The following is a 23172-nucleotide window of genomic DNA, read 5'->3' as shown; positions in this document are numbered from 1 at the left end:
TCTGTTCCTCCTCTGATTATTTTTCCATGGCTTCATAAACAGCAGTGACAACGCTTCCATATTTGCCTGTATTAAACAAATCGCCTGCAAACGTATTCGGATCCTTTTTTGGATCAACTAAAGGCGAGTGTTTTTTATTCGTAAGAAGCACAATGCCAAGGTTGTACTTCGGATCGATGATCGTAACTGTTCCGGTCCAGCCGGTATGGCCGTATGCTTCAGAGCTAGCATAAGGACCAAACATCCACTCCATGCTTTTATCGCCGTTTCTTCTCCAGCCAAGTCCGTATGTGGCATTCAGTTCTGAAGCTTTTGTAAACTCCTGAATTGTGCTGCTGCTGAACAAGTAATGGCTGCCGTATCCTCCGCCGTTCAGCATCACCTGAAGCAGCACAGCAAGATCATTAGTCGTAGAGAATAATCCTGCATGCCCTGACACACCGTCCATGGAATAAAAAGCTTTTTCATCGTGCACTTCTCCCTGAAGGGTGTATTTGCGGACATTCGGGAAGTCGATCACACCGTCTCTTGTATTTCCCACAAGTTCAGTTGCCGCCATGTCAGAAGGATCCTTCCCCTTTCTCAAAGGATTGAACATCGTATCATACAGACCAAGCGGCTTATAAAAACGGTTTTCAACATATGCATCAAGCTTTTCCCCTGTTATTTTTTCAACGATGAAGCCAAGCAGCATGTAATCCACATCACTGTAAATGTTTTTCGTGCCGGGTGTATAGGTCAAAGGTGTTTTAATGATCATGCCAAGCGTTTTGGATCTGTCCTGTGAAAATAGATCCTTAGAAACAGATGGATTGTGATACTGCGGATCAGCCGGAAAGCCTGCTGTGTGGTGAAGGATATCCGTGATTCTCAGTGTATCCTTTCCTTTAATAACATCACCCGGCTGATCCTTGAAATCCGGTATATAATCCTGCACCTTGGCGTTTAAGTCCAGTTTCCCTCTGCTGACCAAGTGCTGAATCGCAAAGTTGGCGGCATACATTTTCGTATTTGACGCAAGGTCGAACATGGTATCCTTTGTCATTTTCTCCGGATTTTCCATGAGGGAGAGGCCGTCATACTTCTTTTTGTAGCCATAAGCGGTATTTTTTACGATCTGGCCGTCTTTCACAACGATCAGAGCAGCTCCCGGAAACCCTTTTTGCACTTCTTCATTGATCATGCTGTCGATCTTTTTCAGTTTTTCCTGTGAAAAGCCTGCTTTCTTTGGAGAAGCATGCTCAAGCGTTGGATAAGGAATAGAGATTTCAAGCTTGTGATTCCTCTTGTCATGGTCTGTGAAGCTGAGGCTGTTTACGCCGTTTACCGTGTAAGAAGAAAGATCGATTTTTTTCCAGTGGTTTTTATTTTTATTGAGCTTAACCTTCATGATCTTTCCGTTTATCCGAAAAACGGCATTTGTTTTATCATGGCTTTTCACATAAAGCACTCCTTGATGCTGAAAAGAATGGAAAGTGAATGTCTCGTTTTCCTTAAGCTTGCTGTAAAGCTGTCCTGCCGGCAAATTGGATTCCGTCTGATGGACAGGTTCGTTTGCTGAAGCCTGTGCTGTTCCCCCTATTAAGCCAAAAACAAGAAGCGTCCCTGCTGCATACTGACAAATGCGGTTCACTGTGTTCCTCTCCTTTGATACATATTTTTCAAAGCTCTTGTAAAATAGCAATCTTCAAAGCTTGTCCTGGCTGGATGAGCGGAAGCAATGCCAGGTCTTCAGACACAATGCGGCCGATGACATTGACTCTTTCATCCCTTGGAAGGTCTGAAAGGGTGATTTGAATTTCGCCTTTATACCTTCCGTAGCCATCGTTATCCATTGTAATCGAACCGGCTGGTCTTGCCGCCGTATTGGATGCCGGGATGGCTTCGCTGCTCCTTGTGCCATAAAAGCGGAGTACATCCCTGGAAAAGTCCTGACGAAGCTTGTACACACCTGATGCGAGCAAATCTGATTCTGCTCTTAGTCTGACTATGTTTTTTTCATCCAACTTCATCAAGTTCTGAAGCAGGGAAATATCTGCTTCAGGGTCGCCTGTATAGATGTGCTGAATCCCTTCGTTTCTTAAATCAGCTGCGCAATAATAAGGGGAAAGACCCCGATGATCCTCCAGTGTCGGCAGCCCTTCAAAAATCGGCCCTCTTTTTTCACCAGAGCCCGGCACGAACGCTGCTGTTTCGATGCCGTACCTGGAAAACAATTGGTTCTGCCTCCGGAAAAAGCTTCTGGAAAGCCCTGTTTCCCTCCGCGGGTAGTAATTGTGCCAGCCGATGATCCGGTCAGGCTGAATCCCTTTTGCTAAAAGATCTTCAATCTCTCTTTTCGAAAGCGTGCTGGCGTTAACCGTCAGCAGGAAAGAGCTTGCTAATGACGGGATATCATAGCCTTCCAGTTCATCATCAAGCCTGATGGCAGATACACCAAGCTCCTGAAGGTCCTTCATATTTTTGATGTTCAAATGCTTCAGCGTGCTGAGCGAAACATCCGCACAGACCTGAATGCCTAAATTTTTCGAAATATTCAGTAATTTTTGGGCCTTTTGAGCCATTCCTCCATGGGCTTCTTCGGGAATATGCAGGGAGGTGAAGGCACGCTTCACCCCAATGCTCCCTGCTTCTATTAATCTCTGATCCGCTAGCGGATCAGAGAGATAAAAGGAAATTCCAATCATTCAAACTCACTTGCCATTTCATCTTTAAAACCGAACCAATACGTGAAAGCAAACCCTGCGGCATAAGCGATCAGCAATCCAATCACATACAGCAGCATCTGTGCAAACGGCACGAGGAAGATTAGCGTGATGCCGGATACTCCGATGGCGCTTGTGCCGACATGGAACGCTGCCTGAAAAGCTCCTCCGACACCTGCCCCGAGGCACGCAGTCAGGAATGGGCGTCCAAGCGGAAGCGTGACACCAAAGATAAGCGGCTCTCCAATACCTAGAATTCCAGAAGGCAGTGCGCCTCCGATCGCTCTTTTTAAGCGCTTTCTTTTTGTTTTAGCAAAAATGGCAAAAGCGGCTCCAACCTGGCCTGCTCCGCCCATTGCCAAAATCGGCAGCAGCGGATCCGAGCCGATCGATTTTAACAGCTCAAGATGCACTGGCGTCAGCCCCTGATGCAGCCCAGTTACAACAAGCGGCAGGAAGGTAGCGCCAAGAACAAATCCGGCCACAACGCCGCCGACATTCAAGACTGCGAGAAGACCCTGTGTAATGCCATCTGAAATGAATCCGCCAACAGGCATGAAAATAAAATAAGTGACAATACCGGTAATCAGCAAGGCAACAGTTGGCGTGATAATAATATCCAGTGACTGCGGTACATATTTTCTGACCCATCTTTCAACAATCGCGATAAAAATGGCAGCAAACAAAACACCGATCAAACCGCCGCGTCCAGGAACAAGCTTTTCACCAAACAAAGCAATGTCAGCAATGGCCGGGTTGATAATCAGTATCCCCGCAAGGCCTCCGAGTGCAGGCGACCCGCCAAATTCCCTTGCTGCATTCACACCTACAAGGATGCCAAGGAAAGTGAATAAACCAGAGCCGATTGCGCTTAGCAGCAGGACAATCTGTGAATCAGCCGGAAGCGCTCCTCCCTGCACAAGCGCCTTTGTAATCCCTGTAATAAGCCCTGAAGCCACAAGCGCCGGAATCAGCGGGATGAAAATGCTTGCGATTCTTCTTAGGAAAAGCTTGAATGGTGTCGCATTCTTCTTGGAAATTTCCGATTTTCTTTCAGAAGCCGCTTTTTTTAGATCCAGCTCTTTCCGGTCTGTCAGCTTCGCGAATTCTTCCGTTACCTTGTTAACGGCTCCAGGCCCCAAAATAATCTGCAGTGTTTCTTCTTCCACAAGGCCGATGACACCATCAAGCTTTTTAATAGCTTGCTTGTTTACGAGCTCTGAATTGACCGGGCTTACCCTAAGCCTTGTCATGCAGTTTGTGTAATGTTCAACGTTATCTGCTCCGCCAAGCTGTTTTAGTATCTCAGCGGCGAGCACCTGAAATTTATTTCCCTCACCCATTTTGCAGCCCCCTTATCATTCTTACTTTTTCTTTTTCATTTTTTTAATGGCATTCCGGCTCTTATCGATGTACTCTACGGTTTCTTCATAGTTTCTGGCAGCCATAGCAAGGAAAAGAATATCCACAATATGCAGCTGCGCAAGCCTTGAAGAGGTAGCAGCGCTTCGGAATGGAGCCTCATTTGAATATGAGGTGAACAGGCTCACATCGCATAAATTAGATAAGGAAGATTGCCCGTAATGCGTCAGTCCGATTGTTTTAACGCCTCTTTCTTTTGCAAGAGAGATGATATTCAGAATTTCATTCGTTTCTCCTGAAAAGGAAACGCCGAATACGACATCCTCAGGGTCTGCGTTGGCAATCAGTGTAGCGACAAGGTGCATATCCGTAAAAGCGGTGGCAGTTTTTTTCACCCGGAGAAATTTTTGCTGAGCATCGGCTGCTACAATTGCTGAAGCGCCTACTCCGCAAAAATGGATGCTCTTTGCCTTTGATAAAAGGCTGATGGCTTCTTCGAGCACCTCGTAGTTGACCATTTCGCTCGTATCACGGATAATCTGCAGGCTGTTGCTTGTCATCTTTTCCACAATGGAATAGATCGTTTCATTCGGCTCTATATCCCTGTAGCCTTGCTGCTCTGTTTTCGCCAGGTCGCCTGCAACCCTGATCTTTAAATCCTGATATCCCTTCAAACCGAGGGATTTGCACAGTCTGATGACCGCTGCATCGCTTGTTTCAGCAGCAGAGCTCAGCTGGCTGACCGTGCTGTTCACAAACTCCTGCGGATTGCCGAGAATAAATTCAGCAATCTTTTTCTCTGACTGGGGCAACCTTTCGAATGAATTTTCCAGTATTTTTAATCCGCCTGCAGCCATTTCACAATCTCCTTATTTTTTCCCTTGTTCAATTGCCTGCCTCACAAAGCCGTTTGCGCCATCAAGGAGTGCTTTTGCCTCTTTAAAAGGAAGTCCTGTGTGCACCATAACAATTGCCGGCTTTACTTCATTTCCTGCTTCATCAAGTGCCTGGCCGGCTTCCTCTCTTGTACAGCCGGTCACAGCCATAATAATGCCTGCTGCGCGCTCCTTCAGCTTGTAATTGCTCACATTTACGTCCACCATCAGGTTTTCGTAAACCTTGCCCATTTTGATCATGGAAGCGGTGGAAATCATGTTCAGGATCATCTTGTGGGCCGTAGCTGCTTTCATCCGCGTTGAACCTGTCAGGCTCTCAGGGCCTGTGATAACCTCGATCGCAAGCTCTGCAGACTGGCTGATTCTAGCGCCAGGGTTGCATGAAAGCGCTACCGTTTTAGCACCTGCTGAACGGGCATAATCCAGCGCACCGATTACATAAGGCGTACGGCCGCTTGCTGCTATGCCAATGACGGTATCGTTCTCTGTCAGGCCTTTCTTCTTCAGATCTTCTTCACCTAAATCCGCTCTGTCCTCTGCCCCTTCCACTGCTTTGATGAAGGCATTCTCTCCACCTGCCATCAAAGCGATGACCATGTCAGGAGAAGTACTGAACGTCGGCGGGCATTCAACAGCATCCAAAACGCCGAGCCTGCCGCTTGTTCCGGCTCCAAGATAAATCAGCCTTCCTCCCTTCCGGAAAGAATCTACAGCAAAATCAACGGCCTGCTCGATTTCCGGCAAGACCTTCTGAACGGCGTCAGCAACCTTTCGATCCTCTTCATGTATCTGCTGCAGAATTTCACTGGTGCTTCCTGTATCAATCTGCATGGTGTGTTCATTTCTGGATTCAGTAATCAAGGATCCAAGCTGCTTATCCATGCTTCGCGAACCTCCAATATATTTTTCTGTTTCCTCACTATTATATGTGAGATGAATATTTATTTCAATATTATACTATTATATTTAAAATTTTATTTCAATCTGATTCTTTCTCACTTTCCCAGCCTTCCGTATACCTTGCCAGCCCCTGTACAAGGACAAGCGCCGCCCCGCCGCACAAAGCCATCAGGATTGATCCAAGCATCCCGCTGTTCCCGCCCTTTCACTAAAAAGAGATTGTTAGCAGTATACCCAGCTGGTAAAATTAACATAATTAACCAAAGGGAGTTTTGACATGAAAGCATTTTTAATCGGGGTCGGGCTCGCCATATTGGCTGTGCTGGCATCCCTGCTATTCGGCCCAGGGCAGCTGCAAAGTTACTTATTTATCACAGGAGCTGTACTGATCGGACTGTCTGTTATTATTTCAGGAGCAGCTGTCAGCGGCGACAGAATGAGGGCCAATCACTACTCAGAAACAACCGCGGACCGGCGCCAGCGCTTCAGCTGGTCGGTAAAGCTTTTGCTTGCAGGAGTTCCGAGCCTTGCTGGTGCCGTGCTTCTTCACTATTTTGGATGAGGATTAGCATGTGCTTGAGAACAGGGGGGCGCAAAAGTCAAGTTTGCAGTCTAATAATTTAATTTTACCGCTCCCTCCCTGTTCAGGGAAGGTAACCAAAGGACGGATTTTCCATTAACTGCCGGTTTTACAAGTTTTACTGTCCGATTTCAGTGCCTTACTGTACAAAACAGTGAGTTTACTGTCCAAGCTGGAGCTCTTACTGTCCAAAGCAGGCCTCCTACTGTCCAAGCTGAAACGGCTGGTTAAAATTAGTTTTGGCGGTTAATAATCAAGTTTTGCCGCTCGCTCCCCGTCAGTAAATCGAATGAAAAGCCGGCTTTTCCATTCACTGTCGGTTTCACAAGTTCAACAGTCCGTTCTTAGTGCCTAACTGTCCAAAACAGTACGCTTACTGTCCAATTTGAAGCTTCTACTGTCCAATACATTGCTACTACTGTCCAAAGCTGAAACCGCTGATTTAAATCTAGTTGCCGCTATCTTTCCCCTCTCCGCTCCGCAAATTTTTTTCCATCTGACTGATACAAATTAAAAATTCTATCGTATTTATTAGTAAGCATTGTAATTTCCTTAACGTTTTCCTCTCTGTAACAAGCATGGTATTCTTAATTTAGTAAATTCTTATATAAATAGAGGAGATTTGCAATGACAGAAAGGGATGACGCAATACTTTACGAAGAAATCCTCAAGAAAGACCGCAGTGCGCTTGAAAAGCTGTATAATCGGTATGAAAAGATCCTTTTCTCTTTTGCCATGCGGATTACAAAGGATGAGAAGCTTGCAGAGGAAGTGCTGCAGGATGTCTTTATGAAAGTCTGGAATGACAGCGGAACCTACGACAAGTCAAAGGGAAAGTTTTCTTCGTGGATTTTGACGGTTACACGGAATAAAGCGATTGACCGGCTTCGCAAAGAGAAGAAGCAGGTAACGGTAGAATTGCTTGAGAGTGATGCCCTGCAGGCTGATGGCGGGAAAAGTGTTGAAGAAACAGCGGAATGGAATGAAAAACGGCAGGAAATTCATAAGGCTGTTTCAACATTAAGCAGTGAACAGCGTCTCATGATTGAGCAATTTTATTTTAAGGGGCAAAGCCAGCAAAAAATTTCGGAAACGTTTAAGCTGCCGCTTGGCACGGTGAAAGGAAGAATACGATTGGCTTTAAAACATTTAAGAAATGCAATGGCTGCGGAAGGGGGGTCTGGTCATGGAGGATAACAACTATTGCGAATTAACGCTCGATTATTTCAATGATTTATTGCCTGAAAAAGAGAAAAGAGAATTTGAACAGCATTTGCTTGAGTGCGATGAATGCAGAGAAGAATTGAAAGAGCTTGCTATGCTGACAGAAGATCTTCCTTATTTTTCAGAGCCGGCTTCCCCTCCCTCCGGTATGAAAGAGAGAATACTGGCTAATGTTTTAGAGGAAAACACACAAAAGGAAGATATAAGAGCAGAAACGCCAAAAAAACCTGGTCCGACAAACCCTCCCAGGAAACGTTCATGGATCTTGCCTGCTATGGCTGCAGCCCTTTTCCTTTCATTAATCGGCAACGCCTGGCTGATTAATCAGAAAAATGACACTCAAAATCTAGCCTTGGAAAATCAGGTTGGCCTTGCAGCGACGCAATCAGGTTCTTCTATGACAGCAACGGCTTCCTTATTGAAAAATGAAAATGATAATCAGCTCGTTTTACAGGCTGAAAATTTAAAAGGCTTATCCAAAGGAGAGATTTATCAGGTTTGGCTGCTCGAAAATAACAAACCTTACCCAGCAGGATACTTTGTCCCTGATAAGTCAGGTAAAGGCACGGTGCTCTACACGATCCCTGAGGGCAGCAAGCATAAATGGGATACCGTTGCCATAACCATTGAAAACCAAAAGAACCAGCCATCACCGAAAGGCCAAGTTCTTCTAGCAGGAAAAATTTAGTCTAACATCCAGTACTTTATACCCGAAGAAAGCCTGTTTCAAACGGCTTTCTTTTTTTCTTTTTTACGAGAAAAAAGTGGGCAGTTAAGGAAATTAGATCAAAATGTAACATGTTTGTTATTGTTTAGCATTTTGGAATTCGTTACACTTTTAGTGGGGAAAACAGCTTCTGATTTCATGCAGCGCTGGAGAGATGATGATGAATAAAAAGAGAGAAATCACTCTGCCGCTACTGCTGGCAAAGTCTTTAACACTGGTGCTGATGTGCACCTTATTGCTTTTCTTATGGGATGCATCTGCCGAAAAGAGTAAAGCGAAGGAGCAGATGAAGAAAGAAACGGCAAATGAGCAGAAGGCTGCAAAGAAAGAAACAGCAGCTGTGCAGACTGCCGCAAAGAAGATACCTGTGAAGAAACATTCGGAAACAAAAAATACGGTAATCAAGCAGCCGGCAAAAATGGTATCCCCGGGTGATGCCGATACCATTTACTTAACGTTTGATGATGGCCCGACGCGGACCACTGGCAAGCTGCTTGATCTTCTCGAAAAGCATCATGTAAAAGCTTCTTTTTTTATGCTGGAGCCCGGCATAAAGAAATATCAGGATGAAGTGAAACGGATTGATAAGGATGGACACAGCCTTGGTCTTCATGGTGTTTCACACAGCCCGAAGCTTTTCTACCGTTCTCCTGAAACGGTTACCGGAGAAATGAAAACGGCTCAGGCAGCTCTAAGATCTGTTACTGGCGTTCGGTCTTCCCTGGTTCGCACGCCGTACGGCAGCAAGCCGCTTTTAACAGCGGCCGAAAAGAAAGCACTTACTGCTTCCGGGTTTATTTATTGGGATTGGAATGTTGACAGCGATGACTGGAAATACAAAGATAAAAATGTTGCAAATGAAGTCTACAAGCAAATTGAAAGGCAAAAAAAGAATTTCCCCCGCCAGCCAATCGTTGTCCTTATGCATGACCGTGCAGGAAGTTTGTCCTCTGTCGATACACTGCTGACTAAATTAAAAAACAAAGGATATCAGTTCAAAACAGTAAATGAACATTTAAAACCTGTTCAGTTCAGGTAGTGAAACAGCCCTTTTTACGGGCTGTTTTTTCTGTGAAGGAAGGGTATGTCCGCTAGATCAGCTTTCTCTATCCTGATACAAATCAACATACAACAAGCCGTTCTTTTGAATTTCAGCATAAAACACGTTTTCAAGAGAAGGAGCCCCTGCTCTTATCAGCTGATTGTGCAGCCACTCTTCCGATAAATGCAGCTTTGCTAAATTTCCCAAGTTTGCTTTGCCTTCAGAAGCAATTTCTGTTGTTTCCGGAAAAATAAAAGTGTTTGCAGCATTCTTTTTACGTACTGATAGTTTTCCGTTTGTTTCAATGATTGCGGTGTCTGCTTCACCAATTGAAAAAATGTCCTTTTCCCGCAGCTGCGCCTTTAACCCCTCCATATCAAGCCTCAGTTTTTTCAGGGTTTCCTCCATTACTTTGCCATTCTTTATCACAATAGAAGGCTCTCCTTCTAACGCCCTTCTGGTTCCTTTCGATTGCAATCCTATGTATCCTGCGATGATGGTAATCACAGTCCATTCCACTAAAATTAAAACCCCGTTACGGATGCCTAATGACTGATCAGTAATTAAAGACCCTCCTAAGGTACCGATGGTAATGGCAGAAACAAAATTAAAGAACGTCATTTGACTGATTTCTTTTTTTCCCATCAGTCTGGTAAGCAGCAAAAGCAAAACATAGGTGAGAAGTATTTTTGCTGTCACTTCCAATACCGTCATTTCCTGGTGCCCCTTCCTTTTCGTGATTTGCTTAGTTTAACAAACCAGCGCATTGGCCATACAGGTTTAAATAATATGATAGAGGCAATTAAATAATAAATAACCTTAGTAATGGAGCGATGCACATGGAACTCATTCAAACTATTTCCATTATTGCGGTGGCAGCCGGCCTGCTTTCTGCACTGATCATCTTGATCGATGTGATCCGCCACCCGCAGGAAATGCCAATCATGAACATTGTTTGGCCGATTAACGGGCTATATCTTGGTCCGTTTGCCATATGGTTTTATTGGAAATTGGGGAAAAAGGGCATGCATGATAAAAAGCCGTTTTGGCAAAGCGTTTTTGTCTCCGCAAGCCATTGTTCAGGCGGGTGTACGGCAGGCGACGCGATTGGGGTGCCGATCGTCTTTTTCACAGGATTAACAGTGGGGGGGTCTGCACTTTTTGCCCATTATACGGTAGAATTTATTCTTGCCTACATTTTCGGGCTTTTTTTTCAGGTATTTTCCATCGTGCCGATGAAAAAGAAAATGGGGGAAAACATAAGCTGGCTCAGGGGATTCGGCGAAGCAGCCAAGGCGGATACCCTCTCGCTGATTGCTTTTGAAGTCGGCATGTTCGGCTGGATGGCGATTGTCCATTTTCTGCTATTCACCAATCCGCCTTCCCCTGACACGTTTGTTTACTGGTTTATGATGCAGATTGCGATGATTCTTGGCCTGGCAACGAGCTACCCCGCAAACTGGCTTCTTGTAAAAAGAGGTGTTAAACACGGCATGTAGCTAGCTCTTTTTTCCAGGGAAAAACTGAATGGAGACTACAGAAGTAAACAATCCGGCAATAGTTCCTGCAATGCCTATCAGGAGGAGCGAATACAGCAGCCTGATATCCTTTAAAAGAAACAGCCCTGCACTGATGATGAGCGCATCCATTGCGGCCATGATCAGCCCAGGATTAACAGCAGTTCTTTTCGAGATCATCAGCGCCAGCAGATCAATTCCTCCAGGGCTTGTTTTTTGCCTGAGCATCAGCCCGGTCCCTGTTCCGGAAAAAAGCCCTCCTGCCGCTGCCCCTGCAATGTATGGGAGATGGAAGAACATATGAATGGGAAAGAGCAGTTCAATAAAAAACACAGCTGAAGCCATACCGATAAGCGCATTAAAAAAATAGTCCCGATGATATTTCAGGGCTGCCAGGTAAATTGGGGTGTTCACGCAAAGGATCAGAAGCCCGGTTTTCCAGCCGAACAAATAGTGCAGCAAGAGGCCGATGCCAAAAACACCGCCATTCATGATTCCAAGCGGCAGAATAAAGGCATTTACACCAATGCCAAGCAGGATGCCTCCTGCGATAATGCAGATAAGTTTTCTTTTCATCCACTTGTCCCTTCTCTCGGCAGTCTTGTCCTCTTCTACTCTATGAAAAAAAGACCTGGAGCATGCTCCAAGCCTTCTTATTCAGCCAGCGCTTTTGCAATTGCACCGGATTTTCCATGTATAACAAGATCAAACACAGGGTCAAGCCTTGTCGGTTCAGCATTAATCAATACCATGCCGAGGGTTGCTTTGTGCCTGAAGTCGAGAGGAACCTGTCTGACTGGAAATACTTCGAGCGATGTGCCGATCACCAAAAATAAATCGGACTCACTGATGCTTTCATACATTTCCTCAAAGCATCGGACCATATCACCGAACAGCACCACATCAGGCTTTAAGATCTGTTGGCAGGCTTCATCTGAACACAGCGGGACAATTTGTTCATTAATGTAGTCAAGATGGTGCTCTTTACCGCATTCAGGACAGGCAGCAAAAAGGATCGAGCCATGGAGTTCATACACTTTTCCGCTTCCTGCTTTATGATGAAGGCCATCCACATTCTGCGTAAATATCCGAACATCCTTGCCGCTCCTCTCCAGCTCCTTCAGCAGCAGATGCCCGCTGTTCGGCTCATAGGAATGACTGAGCTTGATCTGAAAAATGTCCTTGAAATATTTCCAAAAAAGCTCGGGCTCCCTCTCAAAATAGTCCCTGCTGATCACATCCATTCGGGATACATCTTCTCTCCAAAGCCCCTTCGTTGAGCGGAAATCCGGAATGCCGGACTCCGTACTGATACCGGCCCCTGTTAGGACAGAGATCGTTTTAGCTTCGCTGATCATCGCTTTTAGCTTTCTTATTTCCTGCTCCATTAGCCAGCACCATCCCTTTAGAGTGAGATAAAAAACCGCTGTGCAGCAGCGGTTTTCTTATCCCTGAGCCATCTCATATTTTCTTTCTTCTTCTGTCTCCATACTCCGCTTTCCGTTTTGCTCTACAATGAGCGTTTGGGTCGGAAAGGCAAAGCTGATGCTTTCCTCTTCAAAGATCTTCATAATTTTAAAATTAATATCCTGTCTGATGTGGAGATGCGACTTGAAATCGGTCGTTTTGGTAAAACAGTTCACGTACACATCAAGACTATGGGCTGAGAACTTTTCAAATGCAACGATGATGACATCATCATGGATGCCGTCGTGCTCCTGCAGCATCTTTTCAATACGCTTTACCGCTGCGTGCAATTGTTCTTCTTCGGCATGATAAGTAACGCCTAAATTGAATGTAATTTGCCTTTTCCCCATTTTCGTCCAGTTTGTGATGGGCTCATTCGCTATTGTAGAATTCGGAACGGTGACAAGCGACTGCTGAAACGTTCTGATTTTTGTGCTGCGGAATGAAATCTCTTCAACGACCCCTTCTGCATTCGGCGTCTTGATCCAGTCACCGAGCGTAAATGGCTTTTCCGTAATCAGGATCACGCCGCCGAAGAAATTCCCGATCGTATCCTTTGCAGCAAGGGCAAAAGCCAGTCCGCCAAGGCCGAGCCCTGCGACAAAGCCATTCACATCATAGTGAAATTCCTGCGCCACTATGCTGAAGGTTAATGCAAAAATCAAAAAGCGCAGCACCTTAGAGAGAAACGGCGCCAGAATATCATCCATATCAAGCTCAAACCGCTTATTGATTTTATTGAAGAAGATAGAAGAAACCCCTGTTAAATTGTAGAGCGCCCAGGCAATGAGAATAACGATGGACGAGCGGTAAAATTGATTGACCACTCCCATTTTGTTGTCCAAAAAAGGCAGATAATGAATCGCCGTATAGATGCCGAGCAGCACAAAAGACCAGCGCAGCGGCTTTTCCAGCGACAGCAGTATATGGGTAAACACATCCGTTGGCGTTTTATGGCTTAGCTTCATAACCAGCTGAAACACGTACTTGGTGAACAGCTTTCGCAGGATCAAAAAAAGCACGAAAATTCCAATGCTGATGGCCGTTTGAATCAGTTCGCCTGATGAGATCATTAAAGAAAAACACTTCTTTCTATTTCGTATTCAGGCTACTATTATACTAAATACTCCGCGAACGTCATGAACGAATGGTCCCGATTCTAAGACTTTCCTCACCGGGTTTCACTGATTCTTCACAATCCCCATGACAAACCCGTCATAGCCTTTAGAGCCGACTGTCTGCAAAGCGGCCGCTTCAATTCTCGGCTCCTCTGCGAGCAGATCAGCAAACTGCCGAACGCCGATGACACTTGGATCACTGTTGTTTTCTTCTATTACTCTGCCGTTTCGGATTACATTGTCAGCAATGATGAGTGTCCCAGGCTCTGACAGTTCGAGCGCCCATTTCATATAAGCCGCATTATTTATTTTATCAGCATCAATGAAAATAAAATCAAAAGGTCCTTCTCCGTTTTTCTTCAATTCTTCTAAGGAATCAAGAGCAGCCCCTCTTATTACGGTAATTTTATTGCTTAGCCCCGCTGTTTCTATATTTTTATCTGCCACATCCGCATGGCGGCCGCTAAATTCAAGTGTCGTAAGCTTTCCATCTTCAGGAAGCGCTCTTCCCATCCAAATGCTGCTGTACCCTCCAAGCGTCCCTATTTCAAGTATGTTTTTCGCACATTTGAGCTTGGCGAATAAATACAGCATCTTTCCCTGTGAGGGAGATACATCAATAGCAGGCAAGCCAGCTTCATGGTTTGCAAGGAGAACGGCCTCCATTATCTCATCTTCCTTATGAAGCTTTGATTGAAAATAGCTTTCTGCTTTTTCCCAAATAACTGATTGATCCATTGTATGTATTCCCCTTTTACTTTTTTTAGCTATTTTACCATTTTAAAAAGCTGCCTGATAAACAATCAGGGCAGCTTTTTCCAAAATTCTAAGTATCATCGCTCTCAAATTCGTATGTTCCGGGAGTAGGTGGGGGACAAATTGGTCCTATTTTTTCTTGGAATCGACAAGGGTGGCTGTGTACATTTCCTGATCGCTTTCATTCTTAATACGCTCTTCCACTCTGATTCTTCCTTTTCCCATCTTCTTCCCTCCTTTTTTAACATCATAAAGATTTCTGAATATTAAGTAAATAAATCCTAAGACCCAATTTTTTGACGAATGATGTGGACAAGCATGCCGCCAACCTTTGGTCTTATTGTCGAAACCCTATAGAATTGAGGTTTTCTTGATGAATGTTGAATGCTGGCCATAAAAATGCAGCGAATGAAACCTTAAAAAAGCCTGCACATTTTAAATGTCCAGACTGTTAGTCAATCAAATCATTTTTCGTGCCATATTTGATTAATTCAATCAATGCCTTTCCGTCTGATGGATGTCCTTTCCCATAATGCACAGGCAAAAGGGCGAAAAAGACAAAGTAAACGGAAAAATAAGCAAACTGATAGAAAAAAAGATTCGGCGGAAGAATCCCTTCGGCAATTAAGGTATTCAATATAAAGACCGTGAGAAGATTAAAAAACGTGCCGCCTAAATAAACCAGAGCGTGCGTAAGCTTGTTATCAACCTTCAAGTCTCTGTAATCACAAAAAGAATCTAGAAAATAAAGCTTTCTAAGCTTAAAAAAGCCTATGCTGAAAAGAACCCTTCCTCTGCCAAGGTCAAGACTGCCCTTGCCGCCGAAAATCAGCACAAAAAATGTGTGGCCGAGCTGATGAATAATGGAAACAAGCGGCAGCACCAAAAAAAATGACCAGAAAAAGGTTGGAATATCTTTAAGTGTAAACATCGGTGATAATACTCCTTTAATTCTGTATTTCTTTGGTTTTTTCCACGTATATCTGCCGGTTAATCTTCTTTTTATGGAAAGTTAATTGCAAGCGATTTCCTTTTTTACTAAAAGCCGTCTGGCCAAATCGGCCAGACGGCATGTTTACTTTCTTAAAAAAGCCTCTATTGCAGCATTCACTTCATTTGGCTTCTCCTGCTGAGGTGAATGGTAAGCATCCTCCACTTTCCTAATCTGGAGGTCCTTGACATGGTTTTCAAGTCCTTTCAAATTTCCAGAAAGAAGGGCAGGATCCTTCATCCCCCATATCACAAGTACTGGCACTTCTAGGGAATGAAGAAGGGTGTGAATAACCGTGCCGGCCTGTTTGATGTTTTTATAATAGGAAAGCATTCCTTCCATTGATCCGTTTCTCCAGGATTCCTTGTACTTGGCCGCATCATCTTCTGTGAAATAGCCTTTTTCTTTGCCATGCTTGAGAATCATTTGATCCAGCACGTTGTAATCGTCTTCCATAAGCCTCGCAGCAGCGCCTTCTTTTTGAAATTCTTTTATATACTCGCTCGCTTTTCTTTGTTCACTGTTTTCTGCAAGCTCTCTTGCAAACGTAACGGGGTGCGGCGCATTGAAAATAATCAGCTTGTCCAAATATTCAGGGTGCTTATAAGCAAACGCCCAGGCAACGGCGCCGCCCCAGTCATGCCCGACAAGCGTGCATTTTTCATAGCCAAGTCCTACAATCAGCTGCCTGATGTCTTCTACAAGAACCTTCATTTTATAGTCTTCCTGCTTTTCCGGCTTATCCGAAAGATTGTAGCCTCTTAAATCAGGTGCGACAGCATGCCAGGATTTCGAGAACACAGGAAGCTGATGGCGCCATATATACCAAAAATCCGGAAACCCGTGGAGAAAGAGCAGCAGTTCGCCTTCCCCTCCATGAACATAATGAAGATCAATACCGTTCACATGAATATTTTCGCTTTTCAGCTGATTCATCCAATCCCCTTTTCCCTTCTTTGACTTTATGAGTCTCTTCTAATAGTAGCTTGAGAAAAAAACAAATTGCAAAACATAGGAACGCTTCATAAACAAAATAATTCATCCGGAAAAATATTCCACAATACCTAGTTTATGTTTTTAGGAACGGGGAATAAGTAGGAAATAGGAAAACAGCAGGCATTACAAAACGGTTACAGTTCTAACTTATTATTTAAGAAAAGCAATAACGCCTTGTAATTCTTCTGTTTTTCAAGTAGGTTGTAAATATTCTTAATCTTTTGTCTAAGGGGAGTGCGGGATTGTGGAGAAAATGCATCGCAATATGGGCTACATTGCCCTGACGATGACGGGTCTCGGATCCATTATTGGTTCGGGATGGCTTTTTGGTGCCTGGAAAGCGGCTAAGATCGCCGGCCCGGCTGCTATTTTCGCCTGGGTCATCGGGATGGTAGTTATTTTAACGATTGCTTTAACCTATACAGAGCTTGGCTCCATGTTTCCTGAAGCAGGCGGCATGGTCAAGTACACACAATATTCGCACGGTTCGTTTGTCGGCTTTCTTGCTGCATGGGCCAACTGGATTGCCATTGTATCCGTGATACCGGTGGAAGCCATCGCTTCCATTCAGTACATGAGCTCCTGGCCATGGGAATGGGCAAAATGGGCCAAAAACCTTGTGAGCGGCGAATCGCTGACATTGCCTGGACTTTTTGCGGCAGCCGTTCTTGTTATTATTTACTTTTTGCTTAATTTCTGGGCTGTCAGCATTTTTTCAAAAGCCAATACACTAATCACAGTTTTTAAAATTATCATACCTGGTTCCACGATTATTGCTTTGATTGCTGTCGGCTGGCACGGCGGGAACTTCTCGCATGCTGACGGCGGTTTTGCTCCGTACGGCTGGTCCGGCGTTTTGACCGCTGTAGCGACTTCGGGTATTATTTTTGCCTATAACGGCTTCCAAAGTCCGATCAATATGGCGGGAGAAGCGAAAAATCCGGCAAAAAGCATTCCGATTGCCGTAATCGGCTCTGTGCTCGCTGCCACGATCATTTATGTGCTGCTGCAGGTGGCTTTTATCGGAGCAGTCGATCCGAAAGACGTCGCAAAGGGCTGGGAGTCTTTAAGCTTCAGTTCCCCATTTGCCGACCTTGCCATGGCGCTCGGCATTAACTGGCTGATGATCCTTTTGTATCTTGATGCCTTTGTCTCACCATCAGGCACTGGCACAACCTATACAGCGACAACGGCACGAATGATTTACGGCATGGAAAAGAACGGGTATATGCCAAAGGCCTTCGGAAAGCTTCACCCGATCTTTAAAGTGCCGCGCGGAGCTATGTTCTTAAACCTTGCTGTCTGTTTCATCTTCCTGTTTGTCTTCAGAGGCTGGGGTTCTCTTGCAGAAGTTATCTCTGTAGCCACACTTATCTCTTATATCACAGGGCCCGTGACTGTTATGACTCTTAGAAAAACAGCCGGCCACTTATACAGGCCGACCAAAGTAAAAGGGCTCAGCATTATTGCGCCGCTGGGATTCATTTTTGCATCGCTCACTCTTTACTGGGCGCGCTGGCCGCTGACAGGACAGGTGCTGATCATTATTTTGGTTGGACTACCGGTTTATTTCTACTATCAGGCAAGAGACAAATTTGCCGGATTTAAACGGAACTTCAAAGCGGGAGTTTGGATGGTCTGCTATCTCCTCGTCATGATGCTGATCTCATGGGGAGGCAGCGAAAAATTCGGCGGCCATAATCTCATTCACTTCGGCTGGGACATGCTTCTCATCACGCTCGTCTCTCTCGGTTTTTACGCCTGGGCGCTAAAAAGCGGCCACGCCACTTCTTATCTGAAGGACGGAGAGGAAGTCAACCGCAGGCTCAAGGAGCATGATGAAGAGTTGAAGAAAGAGAATGGAAAAGCGCAAAGTTTATAAATGAGTATTAGATCCGGGTTTCCCACTCGGGTCTTTTTTTGTAAGATAACCTGACTGTTTCATTGTTAAAAATCCCCTTACTCACTACACTATTTCCTGAGGTGAATTATGAAAATAAAAATAGATCCCCTGACAGGTCCTGAAATACTCTCCTTAATCAAAGAGCACCTCCACAGCATGACGCTCCATTCCCCTGTGGAAAGCATCCATGCGCTTGGATTAGAAGCACTGAAAAAGCCGAATATCACCGTATGGAGTGCCTGGGAGGAAAATGAGCTCCTTGGATGCGGTGCTTTAAAGGAACTGGATTCTCATCATGGGGAAGTCAAATCGATGAGAACGGCTGCCCGTCATGTTAGAAAAGGAACCGCAAGAGCTCTTTTGTTTCATATAATAGCTGAAGCAAGGAATCGGGGGTATCGCCGTTTGAGCCTTGAAACAGGTTCCATGGCAGCCTTTGAACCTGCAAGACGCTTGTACGCTTCAGCCGGATTTCAGCTTTGCGGGCCCTTTGCAGATTATCGAGAGGATCCTAACAGTGTTTATATGACATTGGAGCTTTAAAAAAGGGATAGGCCATGTCGGCCTATCCCTTCGTTCATTATTTTGAAACGTCTGTAATGCGGCCTTCTACTTCAGGCTTGAGGCCAGGGTTTGCTTTCAGGTAGTCTCTGAAATTCTCCCAGTCTACGAAACCAGGCTCGCTGACGCGTCCTTCATCGTACGCCTTTTTAAACATTGGGTAATTGTCTCCGCCCGCAGCTGTAAAGGTGTTTGTTGCAACAAAATACTGTTTGGCTGGATCTAGCGTTGTGAACGTTTTGCCGTCTTCTTTCACTTCCACTTTCACAACTCTCTGTCCTGCCGGCTTTGTGCTGTCATAGCTGAAACGCATGCCGGATACTTGCAGGAACGCTCCAGCTTCTGTCGGAACAGCTTCTACACTGTGCTCAAGAGCTGCTTTGATTTCTTCTCCTGAAAGTTTCATAATCGCAAGGGCGTTTCCGAAAGGCATAACCGTCAGAATTTCACCCATTGTGACATCGCCGCTGTTAATGGACTCGCGGATGCCGCCGCCGTTTTGCAGGGCGATCACTGTGTTCGGATTAATCGTTTTGGCTTTTGACAGCATGCCGTCCGTGATCAGGTTGCCGAGGTTTGTTTCTTTTGTGCGTACGTCAGCTCTTGCTCCGTTGAGGGCAACGTCTGTTGATGCCACAACCTCTTTTTGTTTTGCATCGATTACTGGCTTGTATTTGGTATCAAGAATTTTTTGCGCTTCATCATCTGCTTTGATTGCATAGCTGTCGCCGGACTTTTCATTGAGGTTGATCAGCTTGCCTTCATTCTTAATCACTTTTCCGCTTGGATCAAATTCAACGTTCAGTGTTCCGAGGTTGTCGCTGTATTGCCCAGTCTGCACAATAACAGTAGGTTCAGCACCAGTTGTATCAACTGTTGGAGTGCTAAGCACTGTGTGGGAGTGGCCGCCGACAATAATATCGATGCCATCTACTTCTTTGGCAAGGGTTACATCGTTGTCACCGCCGCCGTCCTGATAGCCAATATGCGTCAGCGCGATAATTTTGTTAACGCCCTGTGCCTTCAGCTGTTCAACGGATTTTTTCGCTCTTTCAATATAATCATTAAAGGCTACATCTTTTCCAGGGCTTGAAATCGTTTCAGTTTCTGCTGTTGTCAGACCGAAAATACCCACTTTTTCGCCGTTCATTTCTTTAATGATGGAAGGATACACATTGCCGTCTTTAGGTGCTGCAGTTGCTGCAGTGCCGCCGACCAGACCCTTCATATTGGCGTCTTTTGTAAAATCAACGTTCGCACTGACAAACGGGAATTTTGCGTTTTTAACAAAGCTTGAAAGAGGCGCTGTGCCAAGATCAAACTCATGATTGCCGAATGTCATGGCATCATAGCCGATCATATTCATAAATTCAAGATCAGCCTGTCCTTTAAACTCGTTAAAGTAAAGCGTGCCTGAAAAAACGTCCCCCGCATCAAGCAAGAGGGAATTTTCCGCTTTCGCTCTCATTTCTTTAATAGCCGTAATTCTTCTTGCAATGTTATCAATGTGGGCGTGTGTATCATTTGTATGCAGCACCTCAAGATTGAAATTGCTCTTCGGCTTAAGTGCCTCCATAATAGATTGTTTGACAAGAGCCAGTTCAGCTTCGATTTTGCCTTCAATAATGCTGATCTGCTGCTGAACTGCCTTATTGTTTGGATATAATTTCAGAAGGGCAGCTTTGACGATATCCCCTTTTTCTTCCATCTTCGTAATGGTATCTACTAGTTTTCTAGCCACTTCAGGCTTATCAGCTGCAATGGCAGCCAGAGCTTTCACATTTAAATCATAGCGTGTGAGCGGATAGGCCATCATCTCTTCTGCAAGCTTTGCAGGCACAATATATTTTAAACCGAATGCTTTGCGGGAATCAGAGCCGGAAACCTTGCCGACAATTTTTTCATAGGCACGGCGCTCAGTGCGGATTTTGTCATACCAGTTGTGAAGCTCTTCGTCAGCTTTTTCTTTTTTGCTGATCAGAGCGATAAAGCTGCTTGTATCTTTTAATAGTGCTTCTCCGTATTTCAATGCGTCAATTACTCTTGCTGTACGGAGAACGGCCATTTCGGCCTTTTCAATCCGGTCGCCGAGGAGACGCTTTTGCCTGGCATTTTTTACATTCGGCAGCGCTTTTTTAGCGTTTGCAATAGCAGACTGTGTTAAATGATATTCCTGCAGAAAATTTTTTGACAATGTCATGGAGTTGTTATAAGGAGCAAGAGATCTTACTTGTGCTTCAGCAATATGTACGAGCTCTTCCGGAGTATTCTTTTCTGCTGCATGCGCAGGAGCTGCTGCAGGAATGACAGAAGCCGCAAGTGTTAGAGATAAAACGGTTTTGATCTTATTGTTCATTCTATTTTTCTCCTCCATTTAACCTAGTAAACTGGCAATTTAGCCAGTGCCTACTAAAAGTCTATCGGAAAATGGACGGAAGCACTATAAAAAGCTTGTAAAAATATTATCTTTTTTGTAAAGATTGTAAAAATTTGAGTTAAATTTGTCTATCACTAAAAATTCTTTTTAAAAGCATAGCTCGCTTTTTCAAAGTTCATCTTTTCTTCATAAAAACGGTGGGCATCCTTGCGCTGCAGCCCGGAGCTTAAAGCGATTCCATCATAGCCCTCGGCTTTAGCTCCTTCTTCTATCGCAGCAAGCAGTTCTTCCCCGTATCCCTTCGATCTTTCATCAGCATCTGTTACCAAATCACAGACCCAGATAAACCGCCCGTAATAGAGGGTAATCATCGGCATATAGCCAATCACGCTGACGATTTTCCCGTCAGCTCTCAGCACAGAAATCCTGTACCCCTCTTTTTCCTCTGCTAGCCGGACCAATTCAAGAAACGTTTCCTCTGTTAAATGCGGGCGCAGCTGCTGAAGTACCCCAAACGCCTCCAGCCATTCTTTTTCGGTTGCTAAATGTTCTATTTTCTTCATAAAATCGCCTCCCATTTGAAAATACAATGTTATTGGTATTTCTAAAAGAACCAGTTTTGATAAAATGAAAGGTACCAGAAATTAGAAAGGATGATCAGGCTGCTTGATTTGACCATTGAATTTCAGAAGGAAAAGCCTCTATATCTGCAAATTTATGAAAAGCTGAAAAATGATTCATTAAACGGAAAGCTTTCTCCAGGCACAAGGCTTCCGTCCAAAAGAAAGCTTGCTGCATCGCTTGGCGTCAGCATTAATACCGTTGATGCCGGTTATCAGCAGCTTGCAGCAGAGGGATATATTGAAGCAGTGCCGAGAAAAGGCTGGTATACTCTTGCCGCAGAAAAAACCTTTTTGTTTGAAGAAACCGCTGAAGCATCTCCTTTAAAAAGTGAGCCTGTCCAGGAGAAAAAACTGATCACCTTTGATCAAACGATTGACGCCAGTCTTTTTCCTGTGAAAGACTGGCGGAAGAACTATTTGCATGCTCTTTCTAGAGAAGATCTTTATCATTCTGGCAATGGAAAAGCGGAGCCTGAACTCGCACAGGAAATTGTGAAGCATTTATATCATGCCAGAGGGGTCAAATGCAGGCCGGAGCAAATTTTCGTTGGTGCCGGAACCCAGGTATTAATGGAAAGGCTCACCATTCTTCTCGGAAAACGCACCTATGCGATGGAAAATCCAGGCTACCACAGAATGAATGAAATTTTAAAAAACGACCTCTGCTATATCCCGCTCGATGAAGCAGGATTACGGACAGACATACTTGCCAAAACCGATGCCTCTGCGGTTTACATCACGCCTTCCCACCAGTTTCCGCTCGGCATGATCATGCCTGCTGCGAGAAGAATTGAGCTGCTGAACTGGGCCTACGAAGGAGAAGATCGCTATATCATTGAAGACGATTATGACGGGGAATACCGCTATGAAGGAAAGCCCATTCCGGCTCTGCAGGGGCTCGATGAAGGCGGAAAAGTAATTTACATGGGCACTTTTTCAAAATCCCTTCTCCCCTCTCTGCGAATCAGCTTCATGATCCTTCCGGAAAATCTGCTGCCTGCTCTCGATCAGCTGGCAATCGCCTATAAGCAAACCGTGTCGCGGCTGGATCAAATCGCCCTTGCCGGATTTATGGCAAGCGGTGCATGGGAGCGGCATTTGAACCGGATGAGGACCCATTACCGTAAAAAAAGAAGTGTCCTGCTTTCCGCAATGGCAAGGCACCTTCCGGAAACAGCGGTTATCGGAGAGAAATCAGGGCTTCATATCATTGCAGCTGTCGGGAACGGCCTTAGCGAGCAGGAATGCATTATGAGGGCAAAACAAAAAGGTGTGGCCGTTTTTCCTGTTTCCCTTTATCATCACACCCCGTATGAAGGGGCCCCGCTGCTTCTGCTTGGCTTCGGCAGGCTTTCTGCAGAAGAAATTGAAGAGGGCATCCTTTTGCTGAAGGACGCCTGGTATTAAAAAGGACCATTTGCTAAAAC

23 protein-coding genes are annotated in these 23172 nt (G+C 44.9%); 8 read left to right on the top strand and 15 right to left on the bottom strand.

Translation table 11 applies throughout. The annotated features are described in order from the left end of the window. Positions 1-16: 16 nt before the first annotated feature. The 5 genes from pbp4b to murQ all read right to left on the bottom strand — a co-directional run bounded on the left by pbp4b (position 17) and on the right by murQ (position 5845). A complete protein-coding gene (pbp4b, locus tag LRR81_RS11155; protein WP_408631601.1) occupies positions 17-1267 on the bottom strand; it encodes a penicillin binding protein PBP4B in 1251 nt (416 codons plus the stop codon). A 394-nt stretch (positions 1268-1661) separates the two neighbouring features. After that, positions 1662-2687, bottom strand: a complete 1026-nt coding sequence (locus LRR81_RS11150) for a MupG family TIM beta-alpha barrel fold protein (RefSeq protein ID WP_231789454.1) — start codon at positions 2685-2687, stop codon at positions 1662-1664. Next, positions 2684-4048, bottom strand: coding sequence for a PTS transporter subunit EIIC (locus LRR81_RS11145; RefSeq protein ID WP_231789453.1), 1365 nt, complete (start codon positions 4046-4048; stop codon positions 2684-2686). The genes LRR81_RS11150 and LRR81_RS11145 overlap by 4 nt, the downstream gene beginning before the upstream one ends. Before the next feature lie 21 nt (positions 4049-4069). After that, positions 4070-4924: a MurR/RpiR family transcriptional regulator gene (locus tag LRR81_RS11140; RefSeq protein ID WP_231789452.1), complete on the bottom strand. Its 855-nt coding sequence runs from the start codon at positions 4922-4924 to the stop codon at positions 4070-4072. A gap of 12 nt (positions 4925-4936) precedes the next feature. Further along, entirely contained in the window at positions 4937-5845 is a 909-nt protein-coding gene (murQ, locus tag LRR81_RS11135; protein WP_231789451.1) for an N-acetylmuramic acid 6-phosphate etherase, read from the bottom strand. Between the two features lie 295 nt (positions 5846-6140). On the opposite strand from murQ, the gene LRR81_RS11130 reads away from it, so the two are divergent. The 4 genes from LRR81_RS11130 (at position 6141) to LRR81_RS11115 (ending at position 9433) form a co-directional block, all read left to right on the top strand. Beyond that, positions 6141-6425 carry a DUF5316 domain-containing protein gene (locus tag LRR81_RS11130; protein ID WP_231789450.1) on the top strand — a complete coding sequence of 95 codons (285 nt, stop codon included), beginning with the start codon at positions 6141-6143 and terminating at the stop codon, positions 6423-6425. Positions 6426-7070: 645 nt separating this feature from the next. Beyond that, entirely contained in the window at positions 7071-7640 is a 570-nt protein-coding gene (locus tag LRR81_RS11125; RefSeq protein ID WP_231789449.1) for an RNA polymerase sigma factor, read from the top strand. Beyond that, positions 7630-8355 (top strand): anti-sigma factor, encoded by a 726-nt coding sequence (locus LRR81_RS11120; RefSeq protein WP_231789448.1) that lies wholly within the window; start codon positions 7630-7632, stop codon positions 8353-8355. Before LRR81_RS11125 ends, LRR81_RS11120 begins: the two co-directional genes overlap by 11 nt. 199 nt (positions 8356-8554) lie before the next feature. Beyond that, positions 8555-9433, top strand: coding sequence for a polysaccharide deacetylase family protein (locus LRR81_RS11115; RefSeq protein WP_231789447.1), 879 nt, complete (start codon positions 8555-8557; stop codon positions 9431-9433). A gap of 57 nt (positions 9434-9490) precedes the next feature. On the opposite strand, the gene LRR81_RS11110 is transcribed toward LRR81_RS11115, so the two are convergent. After that, positions 9491-10150, bottom strand: a complete 660-nt coding sequence (locus tag LRR81_RS11110; RefSeq protein ID WP_231789446.1) for a DUF421 domain-containing protein — start codon at positions 10148-10150, stop codon at positions 9491-9493. Between the two features lie 125 nt (positions 10151-10275). Here LRR81_RS11110 and LRR81_RS11105 point away from each other — a divergent pair, with 125 nt between their 5' ends. Continuing rightward, on the top strand, positions 10276-10935 hold the full coding sequence (locus tag LRR81_RS11105; RefSeq protein WP_231789445.1) for a DUF4396 domain-containing protein: 660 nt from the start codon (positions 10276-10278) through the stop codon (positions 10933-10935). Here the strand turns inward: LRR81_RS11105 and LRR81_RS11100 are convergent, their stop codons facing one another. The 7 genes from LRR81_RS11100 to LRR81_RS11070 form a co-directional block, all read right to left on the bottom strand. After that, positions 10936-11529, bottom strand: coding sequence for a YitT family protein (locus tag LRR81_RS11100; RefSeq protein WP_231789444.1), 594 nt, complete (start codon positions 11527-11529; stop codon positions 10936-10938). Positions 11530-11606: 77 nt separating this feature from the next. Then, positions 11607-12329 carry an NAD-dependent protein deacylase gene (locus LRR81_RS11095; RefSeq protein WP_231789725.1) on the bottom strand — a complete coding sequence of 241 codons (723 nt, stop codon included), beginning with the start codon at positions 12327-12329 and terminating at the stop codon, positions 11607-11609. Positions 12330-12398: 69 nt separating this feature from the next. Next, positions 12399-13493, bottom strand: coding sequence for a mechanosensitive ion channel family protein (locus LRR81_RS11090; RefSeq protein ID WP_231789443.1), 1095 nt, complete (start codon positions 13491-13493; stop codon positions 12399-12401). A 108-nt stretch (positions 13494-13601) separates the two neighbouring features. Continuing rightward, positions 13602-14276 (bottom strand): O-methyltransferase, encoded by a 675-nt coding sequence (locus tag LRR81_RS11085; protein WP_231789442.1) that lies wholly within the window; start codon positions 14274-14276, stop codon positions 13602-13604. Between the two features lie 147 nt (positions 14277-14423). Then, a complete protein-coding gene (locus LRR81_RS11080) occupies positions 14424-14519 on the bottom strand; it encodes a YhdX family protein (RefSeq protein ID WP_231789441.1) in 96 nt (31 codons plus the stop codon). 226 nt (positions 14520-14745) lie between these two features. After that, entirely contained in the window at positions 14746-15225 is a 480-nt protein-coding gene (locus LRR81_RS11075) for a hypothetical protein (protein WP_231789440.1), read from the bottom strand. A gap of 144 nt (positions 15226-15369) precedes the next feature. Next, complete coding sequence (locus LRR81_RS11070) at positions 15370-16221, bottom strand: alpha/beta fold hydrolase (protein WP_231789439.1); 852 nt, start codon at positions 16219-16221, stop codon at positions 15370-15372. Between the two features lie 304 nt (positions 16222-16525). On the opposite strand from LRR81_RS11070, the gene LRR81_RS11065 reads away from it, so the two are divergent. After that, positions 16526-18163: an APC family permease gene (locus LRR81_RS11065; protein WP_231789438.1), complete on the top strand. Its 1638-nt coding sequence runs from the start codon at positions 16526-16528 to the stop codon at positions 18161-18163. 108 nt (positions 18164-18271) lie between these two features. Continuing rightward, a complete protein-coding gene (locus LRR81_RS11060; RefSeq protein ID WP_231789437.1) occupies positions 18272-18727 on the top strand; it encodes a GNAT family N-acetyltransferase in 456 nt (151 codons plus the stop codon). A 37-nt stretch (positions 18728-18764) separates the two neighbouring features. Here the strand turns inward: LRR81_RS11060 and LRR81_RS11055 are convergent, their stop codons facing one another. Both LRR81_RS11055 and LRR81_RS11050 read right to left on the bottom strand, forming a co-directional pair. Next, a complete protein-coding gene (locus tag LRR81_RS11055) occupies positions 18765-21101 on the bottom strand; it encodes a 5'-nucleotidase C-terminal domain-containing protein (protein ID WP_231789436.1) in 2337 nt (778 codons plus the stop codon). Positions 21102-21256: 155 nt separating this feature from the next. Continuing rightward, positions 21257-21685, bottom strand: coding sequence for a GNAT family N-acetyltransferase (locus LRR81_RS11050; RefSeq protein ID WP_231789435.1), 429 nt, complete (start codon positions 21683-21685; stop codon positions 21257-21259). 90 nt (positions 21686-21775) lie between these two features. Between LRR81_RS11050 and pdxR the strand changes: the two genes are divergently transcribed. Next, positions 21776-23152 carry a MocR-like pyridoxine biosynthesis transcription factor PdxR gene (pdxR, locus tag LRR81_RS11045; RefSeq protein WP_231789434.1) on the top strand — a complete coding sequence of 459 codons (1377 nt, stop codon included), beginning with the start codon at positions 21776-21778 and terminating at the stop codon, positions 23150-23152. Positions 23153-23172: the final 20 nt, after the last annotated feature.

It is taken from the genome of Metabacillus kandeliae, from assembly GCF_021166585.1.
Taxonomy (GTDB): Bacteria; Bacillota; Bacilli; order Bacillales; family Bacillaceae; genus Metabacillus_B; species Metabacillus_B kandeliae.
The sequence above is the reverse complement of the archived record's forward strand: the minus strand, read 5'-3'. Positions and strand labels throughout refer to the sequence as shown.